The following is a 17,240-nucleotide window of genomic DNA, read 5'->3' as shown; positions in this document are numbered from 1 at the left end:
TAAAACGAGATAATTGGGATTTAGGGTGAAGAGAATGTTATTTAAGGAAGAGGTAGAGGCTGCATGCCTGTACCATTTAGAAAAGCTTGGTTTCGAGAAAAAAAACGGCAGTAGAGTACTGGCCGTATCTGAGGGATGGCAGGGCTGGCTAGGGCTTAATGGTGCGGGCTGGAGTTCTGAGAGCGGCACCGTCTACCCGATTATAGGCGTCGTCTGTGACGAGGTCCAAAATACTTACCACAAGATCCTTTCAACTCCCGCCCGCAAACGTCACGTTTTGCCGACCATCAGCATTCCTCTTGGGTATGCCGCAGACATCCCGGAGTTAAGACAGTGGTTCTTTATCAACGACGGAACCTTCATGCAGCAAGCGGCAGATTTGGCTAGTGCGGTGGGAGAGATCGGGATTCCATACATTTACCGGCACGCATCTTTAGACGCAATCCGGTCTACGCTAGCCGGCGAAAACTGGATTCCCAATCCACGCATGGCTCGGGAGAAGCTAGCGGTCACAATCCTCCTGCAGGACGGACCCGACGCGGCCCGAGCGCATATTCAAACGGAGCTGGACAGGCTAACCGGGAAGGACGATCCCTCTTCCCAGGTCGATCGCGACTTTGCAGAGCGGTTTCTCTCGCACCTTAACAGGGCCACCTTATAACGCTCGAGTGGAAAAAGCCGATATATCGAGGCTTATGCAAAATTCGAATAGCGCTTCATAAAAACCTCTGGTCAGAGGCATGTTCGCTGGGCGCGACAGGGAATTTTGCATAAGCCTCATCGCTCCACACAGAAGTTAAAGCCGTTTGCGTCCGCAAGCTAAAGGACGCTGGGTCTAGCAGGAGAAAGAATAAAATGGGATACAACCACCTCCAGTAGGGGTCCGGATCATGCGCCAAGATTGAGAGCGAATGACCCGGACGGGATCATCGAACTCGAACAATACACTGAGTAAAGGAATAGATCATGGCTGTTGCTCGAGTGCTTGGCGACAGATTCGCGCCCATCGCCTCCGACATGGGATTTGTGTGCGCTTCCGCCGATGCGGTTGCCCGAACCTACTATGTGCGTTATTTATAAGCGTTTACCAACCGAGTCGGTGAGGTGCCCCATTCTTTCTGGTCCACCGCGGAATTGGTAAGATTACCGCGATGACCGAAAGGAAGGCCCGGGATGTCCAGTTCCCGTGGGAAGTATTCTCCGGAGTTCCGCGCGGAGGCAGTGCGCGAGGTGATTGATAGGTCGCGATCCGTCGCGGACGTCGCTCGAGAGCTCGGACTGGTTCCGCAGACCCTCACTAATTGAGTGGCGGCGCATCGCCGAACCAGTGCCGGCGGCGAAGAAGAACTGACCGTTCAGGACAGGGCGCGAATAAAGGAACTCGAACGGCGGGTCCGCGAACTCGAAGAGGAAAACCTGTTTCTGGGAAAAGCATCCGCGTTCTTCGCGAAGAAGTTCCGCTAGCCGCCAAGCTCGAACTCATTCGCCGCGAAGAACGCGACCCCAGCCGCACGCTATCGATCCGCGGACTGTGCCAGACGGTCGGCGTCAATCGATCTAGCTATTACGAATGGCGCGATCGCAAGACCTCCGCAACCGCTGAATGGCGTGTGGGTATCACCGAACTCCTCCGAACAGCCTTTCAGGCATCCGATGGCACCTACGGCTACCGCCGCGTCACCGAGCAGCTGGCGCGGTGGGGCCGTCCAGTCGCCCACGAGACCGTCCGCCGGCTCATGCGCGCAGCAGGACTGGAACCCTGCCAGCCCAAGCCCTGGCGGCCGGTGACCCCGACCCCACGCGATCCGACTGACATCCCCGACCTCGTCAAGCGGGACTTCACCACACATCGACCCGGCTGCAAATGGGTCGGTGATATCACCTCTCGAAATGGCGGCAAGGAACCAGCCGAACCGGGCCGCGAAAACGATCTTCCACAGTGACCGCGGCTCCGTTTACACCTCCGCCGACTTCGGGAAACTCGCGAAGAAGCTCGACATCAGACAACCGATGGGCCGGACGGGAATCTGCTGGGACAACGCGTGGGCCGAATCCTTCAACGGAACACTGAAGAACGAGCGCTGCAATCGCACTCAATATCCGACAAGAGAGAAAGCTATCCGCGACGTGACACGGTAATCGAACTGCGTTACAATCAACAACGACTTCACTCGCGACTCGACTATCGGACCCCGAACGAAGCCGAGCAGGCATGGATCACCGAGAACCTCGCCGCGTAGACAACTATTCAACTGGTCCAAGAAACGTTGGGCAGCTCAGTCAGCGCCAGCCTCGCGTCTCACTGCACTCCTGCAATTGAGCATGACGTAAGTGCATGCATTCACTGGCGTAAGGCTCGGCGTGTCGTGAGGCGGTGGAGTCTTCCGAGCTTCAACCAGGAGATCCCGCGGCACCCCGTAATGCTGTGAGTCGTCGCGGTGCCTGCTGGGGTGGGACTAGCTCGCCAGGTTCCTAGTAGCCGACTGCATGGAAGCCGCCGTCGACGTGGATGATCGATCCGGTTGTGGCGCGCAGCAGGTCGCTCAGAAGTGCGACTGTCGCGTCGGCAACCGGCGCGGGGTCAGTGTCGTCCCAGCGCAGGGGAGCGCGGTTCCAGACTTCTCCAACCTCATCGATGCCCTCAATTGCTCGCATCGTCATGGTCTGGACCGGTCCAGCGGCGATGAGGTTGGAGCGGATGCCATGTGGCCCCAGATGAAGCGCAAGGTAACGATTGGTGGCCTCGTAGGCAGCCTTCGCAGGACCTGCCCAGCCGTAGATCGGCCACGCCACGCCGGCATCGAAGGTGCACCCGACAACGCTTGAACCTGAACCCATGAGGGGCAGCGCGGCACGGACGAGGCTCTGAAGCGAGTATGCCGAGACCTGGAAGGAATGAGAAACATCCGCCCACGGAGCCTCAAGGAAGTGCCCACCGACGACCGACGGGTAGCTACCGGAGATGAAGTGCACGACACCGTGGAGCTCATCCGTCTGCTCCCGGAGAGCGGCAGTCAACGCCTCGGGGTGACCAGATTCTGTGGCGTCGAATTCAAGCACAGCAGCGGGCTGGGGGAGCCTCCTGGCGATGGTTGTGGCGGCGCGGAGCTGCTTCCCGTAAGCCGTGCACAGGACCCGACCGCCATGCTGCTGTATCGCAGCCGCCGTAGGGAAGGCCAGAGATCGGTCGGTCCACAGACCAGCAACAAGGAAGGTCCTACCTGCGAGAAGCGCGCTCACGAGACACGCTCGAAGGCGACAACAATGTATCGACCTCGCTCTAGGTGTACGTCTGCCGAGACCACCCGAACCCGGTAAATAGTTCCGTTCAGGGTGTAGTCGTGCGGGGAACTGGGCACTTCGGAACGTGCGGTGGTGCGGAACGTATCGAGGAGTTCATCCAGCACCGGCCCAGCAGCCAGGTCAGCGAGGAGAGTCGCGCCCGCGGGTAAGGCTGTCCGTTCCCAGTTGGGGGATCGCATGAAGATCGTGCCCTGGATCAAGTCGATGGCCGCAAGCGCTTGCGTCGTAGCGAGTGCGAACGCTGCGGAAGCTAGGCCATCAAGCGCCGGAGCCGCACGGTCAACCGGCTGAATCTTCGGGGATTTCTCAACGGCGTGGCTGAATCCCCGAAGCCATAGGGCGTCTGGATCGTCTGGATCAGGATACGCGCGCGCATACATGCACATGGCGAACGTATCCCCCGTGTCCTGCCGGCTCGCATCGTAACCCAGGACTTGAAGCGTCTGAGGCGCGTCCTTGATGCCGCTGTCGATGGCCAGTTTGATGGTGGCTACCGAGGACGGGGGGAGGAACCTGGCGAGCCACTCGGCTGATGGCCCGCGGGTCGTGTCGATCCCTGCCGGGTCCACGCCATAGATGCGGTAGAGGTCGTCATTCCAGCGGCTGGGATTCGGCCCACGATTCTGCCCCGTCCGGCGGTCGACGCGCCATTGCCACGTACCCATCACCGGGACATCTCCTGCCACAGTACCAACTGGGTAGTAGATACCGGTTCCACCGAGAATAGTGGTTCTGTCGGGACTCCACACCAGCCGCACATCAACGGCGTACTTTCGGCCGGCATAGGTTTCGTTGACGAAACGATCGGCTTCCGCCGCAACAGCCTCGCGCATCGATGCGTAAAGCAGGCGTACGCCGCGTTGATCAAGCGTTCGTCTCAGGCTGACGCCAGGGAACTCCTGGCCACCGAGCTCCCTGAGCGCGATTGCATCACCCAGGATGTCACAGACGACCCAACTGCTGAGGGCGTCCACCTCTGTCAAACCCGACACGTCTACCTACTCTCACCAACCATTGGATTAAACCTGATGGTAGCGTAGATGGCGGCGCGCAGCACCGCATCATTGAGCGTCAGGCTGTCACCTACGGAGGTGCAGACGTGGTAATGCAGAAGGGTGCGGATAGCACGAGAGCCAAAGCGCCGTTCGGCTTCCGTGTGCGGGACCGAGCCTGTGGGCGAGTCGCGGATCGCGACAATCAAGCCGAAGGCGCGCTGTTCGCAGATGGAAGGCAAGACGTGAGGTACTTTGGGCATGCTGAACCGATCTCAAGGTGTGAGAAATGCGTCCAGCACACCCGCTATCCAGCGAACACGCTGTCGAGCACGGTACACCCAGCGGAGGTTAATGTGAAGAAGCTGGCGGTAGTTTTTGGCGCCTCGCGTGGTATTGGAGCAGCGACGGCGCGATGCTATCTCGCCAACGGGTTCGAGGTCGTCGGCACGCATCGAGGTAGCGGCCCCCCAGAAGGAGTTCAGGGCGTCGAAGCCGATGTGCGGGACCAGGCGTCGGTGCGCACAGTTTTCCGTCACGCTCGCGCGATGAGCGTTGAGACCACGCTGGATACGGTCGTGGTCAACGCCGGAATCGTCCGACAGGACCTACTCGTGCGGATGCGAGATGAAGACCTTCGAGAGGTATTTGAGACGAACACCTTCGGCGCGTTCAACGTGGTCCGTGCAGCGGTGCGGGAGATGAACCGCCTCGGTGGCGGTTCGATCGTGCTGGTTGCTTCTGAATCAGCTCGCGCCGGCATCCCGGGCGGAAGCCACTACACGGCCTCGAAGGCAGCTCTCGAAGGGCTGGCGCGATCCGCCATGTGGGAATACGGGAGCGTTGGTATTCGGTTCAACGTTGTTTCACCTGGAGCAACTGAGACAGACATGTTCTCCCTGGTGAGCAAAGAGAACCGAGCAGCGCACGTCGCTCGTACACCGCTCGGCCGCATCGGTCGACCCGAGGAAATCGCTTCGGTCATCTACTGGGTCTCACAGTCCACGTACATGACTGGCGCGACGATCCCTGTGACAGGCGGGGAAGGGCTCGGACTTTAGGTGATCCGACGCATGAAGGCATCCAGGACCGCATGGTAACGATCGTGGTTGACGCCCCACATCACCGAGCGGCCTGGCCACATATTGCGTGGCAAATTGGCTTCGACGATCCCCAAACCTTCTAGGAAGGTCAGCGCGCGATGGACCGTGTCGGCATTCAGACCCGTTGACTCCATGATCTGAGTCCGCAGGATCGGCTCCCCGGCGTCGCGAAGCATCAGCAACACCGCAAGACGAGCGGGGACCGCGAATGCTTGCCGTGCAGCTTCGGCGTCGTCGTCCCAGTCACGATCCCGGCTCGGAGCCGCGAATTTGGGCACGCGCACCCTCCGGATAGCACTTCCTGAACGAGGTCCAGACTCCACTCTACAGGGCGCTCCCGTTGTCTTCCCGCCAGACCTCGACAACCTGCGCATACGATGCAACTATCGTTGGTATCAGCCCGCTTAGTGTTGGGTCGTTTGCGTAGGAGAGGGATTTTCATGGTTGGTCGTTGTGGTGCGAGTGTGGATGGGTCCGTGATCGCCGCTCCCGCACTCGCCAGCTCCAGCTCTCACGAGCCCCAGGCGCCCCAGATACGGGCGCTCGTGCGGGCGTTGTCCGCCGCGGTCATGGCCGGCGTGATCGTCACGTTTGCACTCGCAACCGCTGGCTGCGCCGGCCCGAACGATGTCGCGACCTCATCCAGCACCGCGTCACACATGGCGACTCCGCCAGTGAGTGTTGAGCAATCGGCGACCGCCACTGCACCGGCAGGGGGCGCGTTGGTCGCCGTCGTGACCAGCTGGTGAATGCGGGCCTGGTCGCGAACGCGGCGGCAGCGTTGGGGTTGCCGGGCGCGGGGCAGACGTTGGGTGTGCAGGCCGCGATTGGTGAGTCCTCGCTGGTGAACATCCACTATGGCGATGGGGCGATCAACCCGGACGGGACGGTTGCGGACTCGATCGGTCTGTTCCAGCAGCAGTCCTCGTGGGGAACCGTTGAGCAGCGGATGGACCCGACGACGTCGGCGAGACGGTGTGCCCGGGTCATTGTTCGAAGCGCCGCGGGTCGCGCAACGAGGCCGGATGACGCGGAGGCGGTGGATCGGTGGTGGCCTGGCCGCCCGTAAGCGCCGCGCCACTGCGGCCGCGGACACGACCAGCGACACCCAGCAGTAACTCTCTCGCTCTGCCGCGGCCGGAGGGCCTGCGGGTGAATGCCGTACCCGAGACGGCATCCACCCGCAGGCCCCCGGACCCAGCACCTCTGAAAGAGGCCATGACGCCCCCCCGCACCCCCTCGCGCCGCACCGTCTTGAACACTCGCGGCACTCCGCGGCGGGTCCGTGTCGTCCATCGCGCAGCACGTCCGATCGACCCCGATCAAGGAGAGGCCATGAGCGGCACCACATCCATCACCATCCCTACGGGCTCACCGGAGCTGAACGTTCTGCGGAGGGACACCGTGGCACCCGGCACCAATGGTGTGCGGCCGCGGCAACAGCGCGCGGTCGAGACGCGCGAGCGAATCCTCACGGCGGCGACGGTGGTCATGGCTGAGGTCGGCCGGGACCGACTCACGATCTGCGAGGTCGTGAAGCGCGCAGGAGTGGCAGCCGGAACCTTCTACCGCTACTTCCCCGACCGAGCCGTCCTGATCGAGGCCGTCCTAGCTCGTGACCCGGTCCATCAAGCTCAGCTCGAGATCCTCAACGAAGCCGTGCTCATGGCGACGACCGTCGGCACCGACGGGTGCCCGCCGGCGCTCACAGCAGCAGCGAGACGGCTCGTACAAGCAGCCGCTGACACAGCCCCCACTCTCGAATCGGCGCGACTCCGCGCAGCGGCTCCCTAGACCGGGCGTGGCGCTGACCCGCCGAGACGGGTGAACGCCGCGAGAAGACCTTCGATCGGTCTTCCGGATGGGGGACGCCTGACCTCGTCCCCTCATCCGCCCCCACCTCTCCTCCTTAGGAAGAAGAAGCCAATAACAACAGCCACTCCGAGCCCCTTTCGCGGTGCCGGCCGTGCTTGGTGCGGGAGCCCTGTGGCTGCTCCTGCAGGACGTCGCGGGTGCACCGGTGGCCGGAGGGAACCCGTTCGGATTCCTCGCCAGGGTCGGGGCAGCGCGTTCCCGTGGGTCTTCCCGGTGCTGCTCACGGGCGCCACGGCCGTGAGCGTCGTACAGCTCGGTGCGGGCGCCTTGACGAACGTCACGAGCGCCGCAGTGATGCGTCCACCACCGCTCGAAACCGTCGATGTCTCGCTACATCGCTGCGCTCTCCCGGGCCGCGTGGGCCTGCTGGTGACGGTAGAGCGTCGCGCGACTCCACCCGACCAGGCGGGCGGCGTCCTCGGCGGTGCGGCCGCGTGCTCGCGCGTCGGCGGCGATCGCGAGTTTGTCCGCGATCACGACCGGATCCGACAGGGGCCGACCGAACCGGGTCCCGTTCGCGCGGGCAGCCGCGATGCCGGCGTTGACCCGTTCCACGATGAGTTCCCGCTCGTACTCCGCGAGCGTGGCGAGCATGTTCAGCATCAGTCGGCCCGTCGACGTCGACGGGTCGATGCCGTCGGAGATCGACCGCACCTGTATGCCGCGCTCGCGCAGCAGGTTCACCGTGTTCAGCACATCGATCAGGGAGCGGCCGAGCCGGTCCACTCTCCACACAACGACGGTGTCGCCGTTTTCGGCGTACTCGAGGAGCTTCTTCATTCCGGTCCGCTCGATCGCGGTCTTGCTCCCCGAGGTGACGTCAGCGAAAACATCGCGTTTCTGCACTCCGGCGGCGAGGAGCGCGTCGAGCTGCAGCTGCGCGTCCTGACTCGACGTACTCACACGCGTATAACCGAGAAGCCTCACGATCTCATTCTGACTCGGAAACACCCTCCGGGCGCCCTCCTGAGACGAAACGCGGCAAGATGTCTTTCCAAGACAGCAGACGCCCTGAGAACCCGGACCCGCTAAGCGCGGCACGACTGCTGGAGGGCGCGTGTATGAAACCTAATGGTTTCCAAGACGCCTACTGTCGCTTCGACGAGGTCGCCCGTACGAGCATGATGGTGGTTCAAGGATCAGGAGGCACCGATGGTGTGGAAACGACGTCAGCGCGAAGAGACACACGCAGTGCTCCCGCCGGATGTTTGGGTCGTGCAGCACGACGAATCGCCGAACAACACGATCCTTGGCGTCTTCGCATCGGAAGCTGAAGCGGCCACCTTCGCTGAGGAGGTTCAGCACCGCTTCCCTAAAGGGGTCATCTACGCGAAGTTCCCGCTCGGATACCGATACGACAGTGGGCCTGGTTACGTCACATTCGGACCCGACGACACGGGAAAATGAGCGGCGCGAGGGCTGGAGCGGCCCCGCGCCGCTTGGGTGCTAATTAGTACCGCACGCGAGGTTCGCTTCCTCGTACGCCGATGCAGTCCCCGTCGTGCCCGTAGGGAACGTGCCGGTGCTCCTGACGATCATCCGGAAAGTCGTCTGACGAAGGTCATCGCACTTGCGAATCGGGGATGTCTGTTCGAGACGCCCCTGGCCCACATTCACCGAGGTGAAAGGGCCCGCCACTTTTTGCAACCCCCACCACACCGTCTTGTACAGATCAGTGGTCTGAGAGATCTGCGCCATGATCACCGTGCACTGCGTGGCAGGATGCCCACCAACGGCACCGTATGGGAACTCTCCCCCTGAAGCACGCTTGTAGACGTTGCCGGTGTTGATGCTGCAAGCCTGCCCGCTTGCAGCTGCGATCGGTGTATTGGCTCGTGCCACGTTCGCAGTGCTCGCCGATGAATCTGTGAACGTAACCGATGAATCGGTGCCGACTTCGGCAGCTTCTTCCCAAGTGAGGTCATCCGGTCCGGGGGCCGCAACGGCCGCGTCGTACATGGGTGCATCTTCCGGTGCGCCGTCCGCGAGAAGCGACGAAGCAACAGCATCACTGGTCGGAGTCGCCGCTATGGCAGGCGTCACGGCCAGCAACGAGGCAGTGAGGAGAGTGCACATGGCGGCGGACGTTGCAACGATACGAGCAGAGCGATTGGTCATGGTTCTCTTCTTCCCATTACGCCACGGCCACCCCTCGTAGCCGACACATGCGCACGGCCTGTCTACTTCCATCCTCGGCGCCATCGCATCCCCCCGAAGGCTGACCCGAGAACAACTGTCTGTCCCGGCACCCGCACCGAGCCCGCGACCTCACCGCCGGCCCGAAACTCTCCATGCAGTGGACTTCGAACAGAAGCGCAGTCCACGACGGAAACCGACACGCAGTGTCATTCCCCACGCTCGTCTACACAACTCTTTGCTTCGCGGCGGCACTCGTGCAGACGACCGTGAACGTCTAGCCGCTCAAGATCGCCTGCACCACCGACGCGACCGCAGCGAGCCCGCCCCGTAAGGGCATCCCCATACGGGATGCTGGGGGAATGGACCAAGCCGCATTGGATATCGTCACGGGGATCGCTCTGCCGGCGGCTGCGATCTTGATTTCGACGTTGGTAGCGGTCGGTCTGGCAGCGTCGGAACGGAAAGCTGCGGCTGCCGCACGAGTCGAAGAACGGATCGATGCCGCATTCGTTCGCGCACTCACTGCTCTGGCGATCTTAAACACGATCAACCTCCGTACGGAGACGGTTGTGGAACCGCTGCGGGAACTGCGCGTGAGTCTGACTCTGCTGGAGTCACTGAGCGCCAAGCCGGACAGCGACCTCCTGGCGGAGTGGTTTGAAGCCGAGCGGCAGGCGGGCAATACGCAGGTCGCTGAGTCGAGGCGCCGACTCCAACTGGTTCCGGACCCGCTGCGCACGGAGGCTGACGTGGAGAAGGCTGTAGCCGCCGGTGGCCCTGTGAACACCTGGGCTCGTGACTTCGCGGGCCGCCTCCGCGATTGGCACCGTCGAGGTGCTTCCGACGACGCGCTGAGAGCGCATACCGCCTCGGCGAGAGCACTGCATGCCGGCGCGGGCGAGGTTTAGGTCGCACGCGCGTAGACGTCTCGCCTTGGACTTGTTCAGCATCCGATGAAAGGGTGTCAGCATGTCGAACCCTCGCACGAAGCTCGCGCGTGCTGCGCTGATCAGCAACGGGATGGTCTGGTTCGGGCTGTCCGTTCATGCTCTTCGCGATCGCTGGCGAGCAGACGTACGCGGCGTTCACCGGTGAGTGGTTTAACGTCCTCGGGTGGGTGCTGATCGTCGCCGTGGCGGCCGGCCTGGCGGTCGTCGGGATGATCGAGAACCGGAACATCCGGGCGGGGAAGAAGTACAAGCCGCGTCCTCGCCGCTGACCACCGCTCGGGCGCGTGGCCATTCCACGCGCGTGACCGGGGGGTCGAGGGTGCTCTCGGGCTCTCCCCCTCGCGTGTGGGCCGGCGCGTTTCGGGTCGGCCCGCGCACGCGCTCAGAGCGCGAGCGTGTGGAGGATCAGGACGGTGGAGCCGATGGGCTTTCCGAAGTCGGTGTAGTCGAGGGTCGCGCGGCGGTTGCTGATGAGGTCGAGGGCGATCAGTTCCTCCTCGGACTCATCGGTCATGTCGCCGGGCTCTTCCTCCCATTCGCGCAGCACCTGCCGGTCGACGTCGAGGACTTTCCACAGTCCCCAGACGTGGGCGGTGGGGTCGGTGGTCTCGTATTTGAAGACGAGGGCGGTCGCGGTGGGCCAGCCGTAGGCGGCCGCGGTGACGATCAGCGCTCGCACTGCGGCAGCGGTCGCGTCGGCGTCGGCGACCTCGGCCGCTCGGAGCGTCGGGTCGTCCTGGTACGGGTCGAATCGGTGGGTGGGGCGGGATGCGGTGGTCATGGTGCGGCCTTCCTGTGCAGCAGTCGGAGAGGAGGAGGGGGTGGGGACCGGCGCGAGCCGGTCCCCGCCGGTCGGGCTAGTTGAGTCCTGCGGCGTCGGCGGGGGTGGTGTTGCCGGTGACGATCTGTTCGACTGGGGAGAGCGCGTATCCCCAGGCCGTGAGTTGGCGGAAGTGGGCGGCGGTGCGCTCGTCGCCGCGTCGCCAGGACTCCTTGCTGGTGTTCGCTTCCTGGCCTCCGAGGACGACGGCCAGCGCGACGAGCCGGGCTTTCGCGGGGTTCGCCTCGACCAGCGCGGCGAGGGCGTCGGCGTGGTAGCCAGAGGGGCGCTCGATTCCGAGCAGCGTGTGGGCGAGTTCGCTGCCGTTGCTCATCCCCGACGACACGGCGAACCGGTGTCTGGTGAGGCCGAGGGCGATGACCTGCTCGGCGTCCTTGGGGAGGGTCTTGCGGCTGAGGAACGTGGCGATCCACTCGCGGCGCACCGTCTCGGCCGCGCCCCAGGCTTTGTTGTTGGCGATGAGGGTCTTGCGCTCGGTGGACTTCTCGACGCGTTCCTCCTCAATCTGCTCTTCCGTGAGCGGTGCGGTGGGTGCTCCCCCGTGGGCGTAGATGAGTCCGGCGGTGGTGGGGTCCTGCACGAGGTAGGTCGCGGTGACCTCGCCGCGCCAGTTGGTGTCGATGAGCACTCCGCGCGTCGGGACGGCGGCGACGTGCTCGGCGGTGACCTGCTTCCCGTCCTCCGTGCGCAGCTTGTAGAGCGCCACCCACGGGCTGCCCTCGCTGTAGGCGTCGGAGCGGGTGAGCACCTGGAAGCCGTTCGCCGTGTGCTCCTGCTCAGCGGCGGTGAGAAGGGCCTGGTGTGCGGCTTCGTCGCGGAGGGTTTGCGCGGTGTGCTCGAACTGGGCCGGGTCGTGGGTGGCGACCTCGATCAGGGTCGCGCGGGCGTCGGCGTCGTCCTCGAATTCCAACAGGACCGCGGCCTGGTCCAGGGTCAGCTCGTGCTCGTGGAGAGCGGAGGTGACGGTCTTGGATTCGGCGACCGCGAGGCCCTTCTTCACGGCGTCGGTCTTGGTGCCGGTGCGCTTGGCGATCGCTGCGGCGGTGACGCCCTCGAACGCGAGCTGCGCCCACGCGGCGGTGCGGTCCGCGAGCGAGAGTTCGGTGCGCTGGTCGTTCTCGATGATCTGCTGCACGATCCGGTCGGCGGTCGTCTCGTCGCCTTCGACGACGTAGACGGGGATGGTGGCGACTCCGGCTTCGCGGGCGGCGAGGGTGCGGCGCTGTCCGGCGCGGACGATGACGGTGCCGTGCTCGTCGCGGCGGGCGAGAACAGGGGTGATGACGCCGTTCTCGCGGATCGACGCGACGAAGTCGCGGGTGATCGGGGCGCTGGTGCGGACGTTCGCCTCGATCACGAGGGTGGTCGGGTCGATGTGCTGAACGGTCCCGGTTCCGGTGGTGATGGTCATGATGATTTCTCCTTGATCGGTGTGCGATCATCGAGGCGACGGGTCCCGTGGTTCTAGACCAACTACGGGGCTTTCGTCGTCTTCTTGATCGTTTTTCTTTGCCTCTCCGGCGGGATGAAATCAATTGAGTGGAGTCGGCGGAGTGACGGCTCTCTCGGGCGAAATAAGGGAGCGTGCGACCGCATCCGAGAGAGACGGCATGCAGCCGACGGAGCGAGATAGATTGAAACCGCGGAGAGGTGAAGAAAACAGAAATCGGGCCGCGTAGCGGCTCCTTCTGGCGGTGTTCCGTCGCCGTTGCGCGTGCGGAGTTCGCGCCCCCGGAACGGGGATGCTGGGGAGTGTGTGTTGGGGGGGCTCACGGGCCGGCGGCGCCGGCTCTCCCGCTCGAGCTGCCCGTGTCGGCGCCGGGTGTGACGATGGGCGCATGTGGGAGCTGGCACACCGGACACGCGCGGAATCGGCGTCAACGGTGGTGCGCAGCAGGGCTGCAACGAGCGCCGAAGCGATCGCGGAAGTGCGCGCAGTGATCCCGGAGGATCACGTCATCTTGTACATGCTCCGGTTGGACGGCGGCCCGAGGTCGGCGCTACTCCCCTGCCGCGCGGTCGGTTGTCTCGCGGTCGGTCGCGAAGCGGACGATTTTGCGCAGCGTGGGCAGCAGGGCCACCAGCAGGCCGACGTGGAGCAGCGTCGCGATGATCCGTCCGACGATCCAGTCGCCGTCGTCGGCCCAGAGGGAGGCGATCAGGAAGCCGAGTCCGACCTGGAAGGTGCGTAGGCGCGCACGAAATCACGCGCCTGCTTCTGGGGCTGGATCGGCTGGTGCCGGTTCGGGATGCGCGGCAGCAGCACGCCGCCGCCGACGAAGAGAGCGGCCGCGATCGCCGCGAGGACGTTGGGCAGGAGAGAGTCGTACATCAGAGTGCACCAGCGGGGAGCGCGCCGCGGGCGTGGGCGTACCTACGGTCGGCGGCCAGCAACATAGCGATCTCATTCCACATGCCGATAAATGTACTGGACCGGCTGCGCCTCGGCGTGGCGCAGCCGATGACGACGTGGGTCGCCCGGTCGAGACTCGGGTTGATGGCGCCTGGCTCGCGAAGGACGCGCCGGCCGACGCCACCATCATGTGACCGTCTACGACGAAGCGGTTGCCGCTGTGGAGCGCGCGCGGACTGCGGCCGTTGTTGCCGCTCTCGTCTTCGACGCAGTCAAGGAGCACGCTGTGTCTGCGCTGTTGGCTGAATCGCCCGGAGCCTAAGAAGGCGTGGAGATATGGTGATGGGCACATCGCAGGCGATTCCTCTATGGTGTGCACATGAAGGTCTCCCTCGCGGCTTCAACTGACCCCACGTACGACTTTGATCGCGGAACGCGATTTCGTGTAAGGCACGCTGTTCCATCCGCAACAAACTGGTTTGTGGACGACTACGACATCGTCGAAGTTGAAGATGTGCTGGAAGTGATCGCTTGGGCGAAGAGCGAGTGGCGGGACGGGCAGTTCGCGGTGTACGTCGTCACACAGAGCATTGCGGAGGGGCCCAACGGATTCTTCGACGATCCGCATTTCACGCGAATATTTGGTGATCTGTTTGATGACGACGAAGGCGCTGGCGTAACATCGGTGGAGATCCGCGAGGACTAAGGCGACGGGTAACACCCCCGCCGCCTCAGCCGCTCTTAATTGGTGGTAATCGAGATTTTTTGTATATCCGGTTCTCCAGCGCTCATGGTGGTCTCCTGGGGGGCTACGCGGGACGAGACGCCGCAGGCCACGGAGGTCCATGCCGAGTACGTGGTTCCTGTCGAGTAGGAAGGGGCGTAGCCTTCGGGAGCGTAGAGCACCCATGAAGTGACTGTGCGATATGTGCCTGCGCCAGTCGAACAGGGAATCGCGGAGTTGCTTCTTCCTGCTCGGGTGTTAAAACTGTCGTATGCTTTGCCAGGCCACCTTTGGCCATTTCCCTTCTCAAGCGTCGTCTTGACATAGATTTCTTTCATCACAACACTTCCGCAATCTGCGGTACCTTGGGCGTTGATCATCCCATCCACATGGTGTGAAGGGTGTGGAATGTTCGCTTTCATAGTACAGACACCCACGACGACAGCTGCCTGAGCTGGCGTCGCGGCCAGGAGCGATCCCCCTATTACGGCCAGCGTCGCGATCACCGCAACGAAACGTCGATCCATTCGTGGTCTTCTTCTCATAAATATCCCAGTCTTTCCAATGAGTGAAACTTGCTAGGGCTAATCTAACATCGAGGCTTATGCAAAATTCGAATAGCGCTTCATAAAAACCCTGGTCAGAGGCATGTTCGCTGGGCGCGACAGGGAATTTTGCATAAGCCTCATCATGCCCCTTGATCGTTACGGCTGGCGGGCGTCGCGTTTCCAGCGGCTGATCGTGTTCGTGCTCATCCCGATGAAGTCCGCCAGCTGCATCGCGCTGATGATGGGTACGTGAGGCGATGGGATGGGGGCGGTGCTCTTGGCTCTTTAATTCACGGATCAGACCTAGGGTAGGTTCAACTCAGTCGACATTACCGCGCCTCCCTCGACCCAGCTCACCGCTACCCGATGCAGCGACACCGAAGCTCGCGATGAGGTGACAAATACGCCGGCCTTCTGAGCGTCCAAATCGCCTAGATCGCCTCTGTGGAGGAGTGCCGCAAGCTCAGGGGGCACGGCGCTGATCTTGACATTCTCGGCGCGAACGTTCCCCGTGTTTCTCAGCCGGTACGAATGCGCGTCGGCTCGTTCTTCGATCGCCCACTCCACCTTCGTGTTCAAGGCATCCTCGAATATGCGAACGAAGTCGACGTCAGGTTCAGAAGAGCTGGTGGCCATCTGTTCGACGGCAGCAGCGATTCGGTCCCCGGAATCTGCGCTGCGCGCGAGAGCCGCTGCGGCGTCTGCTCGAGCATCGTTGGCAACGCGTTCCGACTCGTCCGCCTTCTTGCGGGCGCTGAGAGCGACGAAGAACCCGATCACGCCGCCGACGAGGCCGATGATCGCCAGGACGTCTGAGAGAGCCACGGTCTGATACTCGCAGGTGTAGGCGATTGGGCGGTGTCCCAACAGGGGATCCCCCACCGGACGCCCGCTGGACCGGGGGGATATTGCTCAGCGCGGCTCCGCGTGGAGCACAGCACGGGCTCGGTCGCTTTCGCCGTCGACGAGGATGCGGACCGGGGCGGTGCGCGCTACCGACAGTCGATGCCCGAGTGAGCCAACAGCTCGACGCCGCCAGCTGCCAACAGGTCCCATCAGCTGCCCAGCATCTGCGGGAGATAGGGAATCCAGAGGAAGGAGCCAGCCGCGATGAGGCCGCCCACAGCGAACACTGCGCGCTGTGCGATCATCCAGGTTTCCGCTCGCCGGCGAACGAGGCGATCTACGTTCACCGCGAGTATCGCGAAGCCGAGGTAGAAGAGGACAGTGAAGGCCACCGAACTGAGTGGATTCGTGGCGTTGATATAGGGCAGGGGCAGACTGCCGCTGCTCAGGCTGAGCGCCAGAGCGATGATGGCCGCGGGAACAAGGCCCGCGATGACCGCGATTCCTGCCCCCGATGTTGCGGTGCCCGATTCTTGCTTCGTCATGATGTTGTCCTTTCTGCTGTGACGGTAGACCCTGACACCCGCTGAAACGGGGGTGATAGCGCTCGGCGCGGGCTCCGCGTGGAGCACGGCACGGGCTCGGTCGAGGTAGGTGAGGCCGGCCGTGGCGAGCCGGCCCGCCGGGGGATCTCAGGAGGCGGCGGCTCGTTCGAGCTGCTGCACGCGAGAGCGGGACACCCCGAACGCGGCGGCTGCGGCGTCGAGTGAGTACCGGTCCGCGCGCGCGATCGCCACGGCGCGGCGCCGGGCGGTCGCGGAGCGTTCCTGGGCTGCGCGGGACTCCCGCTCGGCCGCCTCCGCTTCCTGCCAGAGTGCTTCGGCTTCGGGAGTGACATGCACGGTCACCGTCACGGTGACGTCCTCCTCCGGCACGTTGATGAAGAGTGCGGCGACCTCGCGGGCGACGGCGCCCCGCGCCGAGCGCAGCCGGCGCCGGACCGCAGCGACCCGATCGCGTCTAAGCCTCGTCCGGCGCCGGCTCCCGCCGCCGCACCGGCGCCGACCGCGGCGCTCCGGACCGCCGCGACGGCGCCGCGGCCCCGCAAACAGCCCACAGAGGTCCTGCACGCGGACATCGACGCGGAGCTCTCGTACTACGTCGAGGACCTCCGAGCCGCGACCGGCCGTACCAAGAGGAACATCGTGGAGGCGGCGCTGAGCGAGTACCGCAATCGCAACCCGCTCGCATGAAGTAGATACCAGGACCATCGCCCATCTACCTACCTATGTATATACATAGGTAGATAGATGGGTAGGCAATTGTGAGACGCAGGGGGATGCGCGAGCGGAGAAGAGAAGCCTCACCGCGACGGATAATGAAAACCGCCGCACTCGCGGCATAGAGAACGAGTCAACGAAACCCTCAGCAGTCCCGTGGGTATGAATGTCGTCCGCCGGTGCGATCGCTCCTGAGTCCTCAGCCAGGTCAAGGCTCACGCGCCCGCACGGGCATACTTCGGTTTCGCTCTCGTGGTTCGTGTGTGTCGGTAGGGGCGTCTGGTGT

24 protein-coding genes are annotated in these 17,240 nt (G+C 63.6%); 12 read left to right on the top strand and 12 right to left on the bottom strand.

Features of this window, described 5'->3' with window-relative positions:
• Window positions 1-34: 34 nt before the first annotated feature.
• The 4 genes from C1O28_RS11980 (at window position 35) to C1O28_RS16145 (ending at window position 2,139) form a co-directional block, all read left to right on the top strand.
• The gene (locus C1O28_RS11980) at window positions 35-661 is read left to right on the top strand and encodes a hypothetical protein (RefSeq protein ID WP_127821519.1); all 627 of its coding nucleotides are present in this window, start codon (window positions 35-37) and stop codon (window positions 659-661) included.
• A 512-nt stretch (window positions 662-1,173) separates the two neighbouring features.
• Window positions 1,174-1,305, top strand: coding sequence for a transposase (locus C1O28_RS11975; protein ID WP_104249295.1), 132 nt, complete (start codon window positions 1,174-1,176; stop codon window positions 1,303-1,305).
• Complete coding sequence (locus C1O28_RS11970) at window positions 1,302-1,943, top strand: IS3 family transposase (RefSeq protein WP_104249294.1); 642 nt, start codon at window positions 1,302-1,304, stop codon at window positions 1,941-1,943. Before C1O28_RS11975 ends, C1O28_RS11970 begins: the two co-directional genes overlap by 4 nt.
• Window positions 1,891-2,139: an integrase core domain-containing protein gene (locus tag C1O28_RS16145; RefSeq protein ID WP_104249293.1), complete on the top strand. Its 249-nt coding sequence runs from the start codon at window positions 1,891-1,893 to the stop codon at window positions 2,137-2,139. Before C1O28_RS11970 ends, C1O28_RS16145 begins: the two co-directional genes overlap by 53 nt.
• 333 nt (window positions 2,140-2,472) lie before the next feature.
• Here C1O28_RS16145 and fabI read toward each other — a convergent pair whose 3' ends face one another.
• Window positions 2,473-3,240, bottom strand: a complete 768-nt coding sequence (fabI, locus tag C1O28_RS11960; RefSeq protein ID WP_097168044.1) for an enoyl-ACP reductase FabI — start codon at window positions 3,238-3,240, stop codon at window positions 2,473-2,475.
• Window positions 3,237-4,277, bottom strand: coding sequence for a hypothetical protein (locus C1O28_RS11955; protein ID WP_127821518.1), 1,041 nt, complete (start codon window positions 4,275-4,277; stop codon window positions 3,237-3,239). The genes fabI and C1O28_RS11955 overlap by 4 nt, the downstream gene beginning before the upstream one ends.
• Window positions 4,278-4,651: 374 nt before the next feature.
• Between C1O28_RS11955 and C1O28_RS11950 the strand changes: the two genes are divergently transcribed.
• The gene (locus C1O28_RS11950; RefSeq protein ID WP_160487628.1) at window positions 4,652-5,356 is read left to right on the top strand and encodes an SDR family NAD(P)-dependent oxidoreductase; all 705 of its coding nucleotides are present in this window, start codon (window positions 4,652-4,654) and stop codon (window positions 5,354-5,356) included.
• On the opposite strand, the gene C1O28_RS11945 is transcribed toward C1O28_RS11950, so the two are convergent.
• Both C1O28_RS11945 and C1O28_RS15210 read right to left on the bottom strand, forming a co-directional pair.
• The gene (locus tag C1O28_RS11945) at window positions 5,353-5,676 is read right to left on the bottom strand and encodes a helix-turn-helix domain-containing protein (RefSeq protein WP_097168041.1); all 324 of its coding nucleotides are present in this window, start codon (window positions 5,674-5,676) and stop codon (window positions 5,353-5,355) included. The two genes, C1O28_RS11950 and C1O28_RS11945, sit on opposite strands and share 4 nt — an antisense overlap.
• A 233-nt stretch (window positions 5,677-5,909) precedes the next feature.
• Window positions 5,910-6,059, bottom strand: a complete 150-nt coding sequence (locus C1O28_RS15210; RefSeq protein WP_160487627.1) for a hypothetical protein — start codon at window positions 6,057-6,059, stop codon at window positions 5,910-5,912.
• A gap of 674 nt (window positions 6,060-6,733) precedes the next feature.
• Here C1O28_RS15210 and C1O28_RS11940 point away from each other — a divergent pair.
• Window positions 6,734-7,192, top strand: a complete 459-nt coding sequence (locus tag C1O28_RS11940) for a TetR/AcrR family transcriptional regulator (protein WP_164861117.1) — start codon at window positions 6,734-6,736, stop codon at window positions 7,190-7,192.
• 411 nt (window positions 7,193-7,603) lie between these two features.
• On the opposite strand, the gene C1O28_RS11935 is transcribed toward C1O28_RS11940, so the two are convergent.
• Window positions 7,604-8,200 carry a recombinase family protein gene (locus C1O28_RS11935; RefSeq protein ID WP_097168050.1) on the bottom strand — a complete coding sequence of 199 codons (597 nt, stop codon included), beginning with the start codon at window positions 8,198-8,200 and terminating at the stop codon, window positions 7,604-7,606.
• A gap of 225 nt (window positions 8,201-8,425) precedes the next feature.
• Between C1O28_RS11935 and C1O28_RS11930 the strand changes: the two genes are divergently transcribed.
• Entirely contained in the window at window positions 8,426-8,680 is a 255-nt protein-coding gene (locus tag C1O28_RS11930; RefSeq protein ID WP_202129735.1) for a hypothetical protein, read from the top strand.
• A gap of 39 nt (window positions 8,681-8,719) precedes the next feature.
• Here the strand turns inward: C1O28_RS11930 and C1O28_RS11925 are convergent, their stop codons facing one another.
• Window positions 8,720-9,391 carry a hypothetical protein gene (locus C1O28_RS11925; RefSeq protein ID WP_127821516.1) on the bottom strand — a complete coding sequence of 224 codons (672 nt, stop codon included), beginning with the start codon at window positions 9,389-9,391 and terminating at the stop codon, window positions 8,720-8,722.
• Between the two features lie 380 nt (window positions 9,392-9,771).
• Between C1O28_RS11925 and C1O28_RS11920 the strand changes: the two genes are divergently transcribed.
• Together C1O28_RS11920 and C1O28_RS15205 are read left to right on the top strand one after the other, a co-directional pair.
• Window positions 9,772-10,320 (top strand): hypothetical protein, encoded by a 549-nt coding sequence (locus C1O28_RS11920; RefSeq protein ID WP_097168048.1) that lies wholly within the window; start codon window positions 9,772-9,774, stop codon window positions 10,318-10,320.
• A 137-nt stretch (window positions 10,321-10,457) separates the two neighbouring features.
• Entirely contained in the window at window positions 10,458-10,631 is a 174-nt protein-coding gene (locus C1O28_RS15205) for a hypothetical protein (protein WP_160487632.1), read from the top strand.
• Window positions 10,632-10,744: 113 nt separating this feature from the next.
• Here the strand turns inward: C1O28_RS15205 and C1O28_RS11915 are convergent, their stop codons facing one another.
• Window positions 10,745-11,143 (bottom strand): hypothetical protein, encoded by a 399-nt coding sequence (locus C1O28_RS11915; protein WP_104326591.1) that lies wholly within the window; start codon window positions 11,141-11,143, stop codon window positions 10,745-10,747.
• Between the two features lie 76 nt (window positions 11,144-11,219).
• A complete protein-coding gene (locus tag C1O28_RS11910) occupies window positions 11,220-12,614 on the bottom strand; it encodes a ParB/RepB/Spo0J family partition protein (protein ID WP_097168064.1) in 1,395 nt (464 codons plus the stop codon).
• A 427-nt stretch (window positions 12,615-13,041) separates the two neighbouring features.
• Here C1O28_RS11910 and C1O28_RS11905 point away from each other — a divergent pair, with 427 nt between their 5' ends.
• Complete coding sequence (locus C1O28_RS11905; protein WP_097167990.1) at window positions 13,042-13,395, top strand: hypothetical protein; 354 nt, start codon at window positions 13,042-13,044, stop codon at window positions 13,393-13,395.
• On the opposite strand, the gene C1O28_RS15200 is transcribed toward C1O28_RS11905, so the two are convergent.
• Window positions 13,362-13,535, bottom strand: coding sequence for a hypothetical protein (locus C1O28_RS15200; protein ID WP_164861116.1), 174 nt, complete (start codon window positions 13,533-13,535; stop codon window positions 13,362-13,364). The two genes, C1O28_RS11905 and C1O28_RS15200, sit on opposite strands and share 34 nt — an antisense overlap.
• Before the next feature lie 502 nt (window positions 13,536-14,037).
• Here C1O28_RS15200 and C1O28_RS11900 point away from each other — a divergent pair.
• Window positions 14,038-14,262 carry a hypothetical protein gene (locus tag C1O28_RS11900; protein ID WP_097167991.1) on the top strand — a complete coding sequence of 75 codons (225 nt, stop codon included), beginning with the start codon at window positions 14,038-14,040 and terminating at the stop codon, window positions 14,260-14,262.
• Between the two features lie 869 nt (window positions 14,263-15,131).
• Here the strand turns inward: C1O28_RS11900 and C1O28_RS11895 are convergent.
• From C1O28_RS11895 to C1O28_RS11885, 3 genes are all read right to left on the bottom strand, one after another.
• Entirely contained in the window at window positions 15,132-15,653 is a 522-nt protein-coding gene (locus tag C1O28_RS11895) for a hypothetical protein (RefSeq protein ID WP_127821515.1), read from the bottom strand.
• 230 nt (window positions 15,654-15,883) lie between these two features.
• Complete coding sequence (locus C1O28_RS11890; RefSeq protein ID WP_097167993.1) at window positions 15,884-16,219, bottom strand: hypothetical protein; 336 nt, start codon at window positions 16,217-16,219, stop codon at window positions 15,884-15,886.
• Window positions 16,220-16,366: 147 nt separating this feature from the next.
• Window positions 16,367-16,588, bottom strand: coding sequence for a helix-turn-helix domain-containing protein (locus C1O28_RS11885; protein WP_104260055.1), 222 nt, complete (start codon window positions 16,586-16,588; stop codon window positions 16,367-16,369).
• Between C1O28_RS11885 and C1O28_RS11880 the strand changes: the two genes are divergently transcribed.
• Window positions 16,571-16,927: a hypothetical protein gene (locus C1O28_RS11880; protein WP_104249043.1), complete on the top strand. Its 357-nt coding sequence runs from the start codon at window positions 16,571-16,573 to the stop codon at window positions 16,925-16,927. The genes C1O28_RS11885 and C1O28_RS11880 overlap by 18 nt on opposite strands.
• The last annotated feature ends 313 nt before the right edge of the window (window positions 16,928-17,240 follow it).

This window comes from Rathayibacter rathayi (genome assembly GCF_004011095.1).
GTDB classification, from domain to species: Bacteria; Actinomycetota; Actinomycetes; order Actinomycetales; family Microbacteriaceae; genus Rathayibacter; species Rathayibacter rathayi.
This window is presented reverse-complemented; position numbering and strand designations above follow the sequence as displayed.

Bases quoted from the DNA above. Each gene is read 5' to 3' on its own strand.
- C1O28_RS11980 (WP_127821519.1), top strand. From the start codon at position 35: ATGTTATTTAAGGAAGAGGTAGAGGCTGCATGCCTGTACCATTTAGAA.
- C1O28_RS11975 (WP_104249295.1), top strand. From the start codon at position 1,174: ATGTCCAGTTCCCGTGGGAAGTATTCTCCGGAGTTCCGCGCGGAGGCA.
- C1O28_RS16145 (WP_104249293.1), top strand. From the start codon at position 1,891: ATGGCGGCAAGGAACCAGCCGAACCGGGCCGCGAAAACGATCTTCCAC.
- C1O28_RS15210 (WP_160487627.1), bottom strand. From the start codon at position 6,059: ATGTGTGACGCGGTGCTGGATGAGGTCGCGACATCGTTCGGGCCGGCG.
- C1O28_RS11940 (WP_164861117.1), top strand. From the start codon at position 6,734: ATGAGCGGCACCACATCCATCACCATCCCTACGGGCTCACCGGAGCTG.
- C1O28_RS11930 (WP_202129735.1), top strand. From the start codon at position 8,426: ATGGTGTGGAAACGACGTCAGCGCGAAGAGACACACGCAGTGCTCCCG.
- C1O28_RS11925 (WP_127821516.1), bottom strand. From the start codon at position 9,391: ATGACCAATCGCTCTGCTCGTATCGTTGCAACGTCCGCCGCCATGTGC.
- C1O28_RS11920 (WP_097168048.1), top strand. From the start codon at position 9,772: ATGGACCAAGCCGCATTGGATATCGTCACGGGGATCGCTCTGCCGGCG.
- C1O28_RS15205 (WP_160487632.1), top strand. From the start codon at position 10,458: ATGCTCTTCGCGATCGCTGGCGAGCAGACGTACGCGGCGTTCACCGGT.
- C1O28_RS11915 (WP_104326591.1), bottom strand. From the start codon at position 11,143: ATGACCACCGCATCCCGCCCCACCCACCGATTCGACCCGTACCAGGAC.
- C1O28_RS11910 (WP_097168064.1), bottom strand. From the start codon at position 12,614: ATGACCATCACCACCGGAACCGGGACCGTTCAGCACATCGACCCGACC.
- C1O28_RS11905 (WP_097167990.1), top strand. From the start codon at position 13,042: ATGTGGGAGCTGGCACACCGGACACGCGCGGAATCGGCGTCAACGGTG.
- C1O28_RS15200 (WP_164861116.1), bottom strand. From the start codon at position 13,535: ATGTACGACTCTCTCCTGCCCAACGTCCTCGCGGCGATCGCGGCCGCT.
- C1O28_RS11890 (WP_097167993.1), bottom strand. From the start codon at position 16,219: ATGACGAAGCAAGAATCGGGCACCGCAACATCGGGGGCAGGAATCGCG.
- C1O28_RS11880 (WP_104249043.1), top strand. From the start codon at position 16,571: ATGCACGGTCACCGTCACGGTGACGTCCTCCTCCGGCACGTTGATGAA.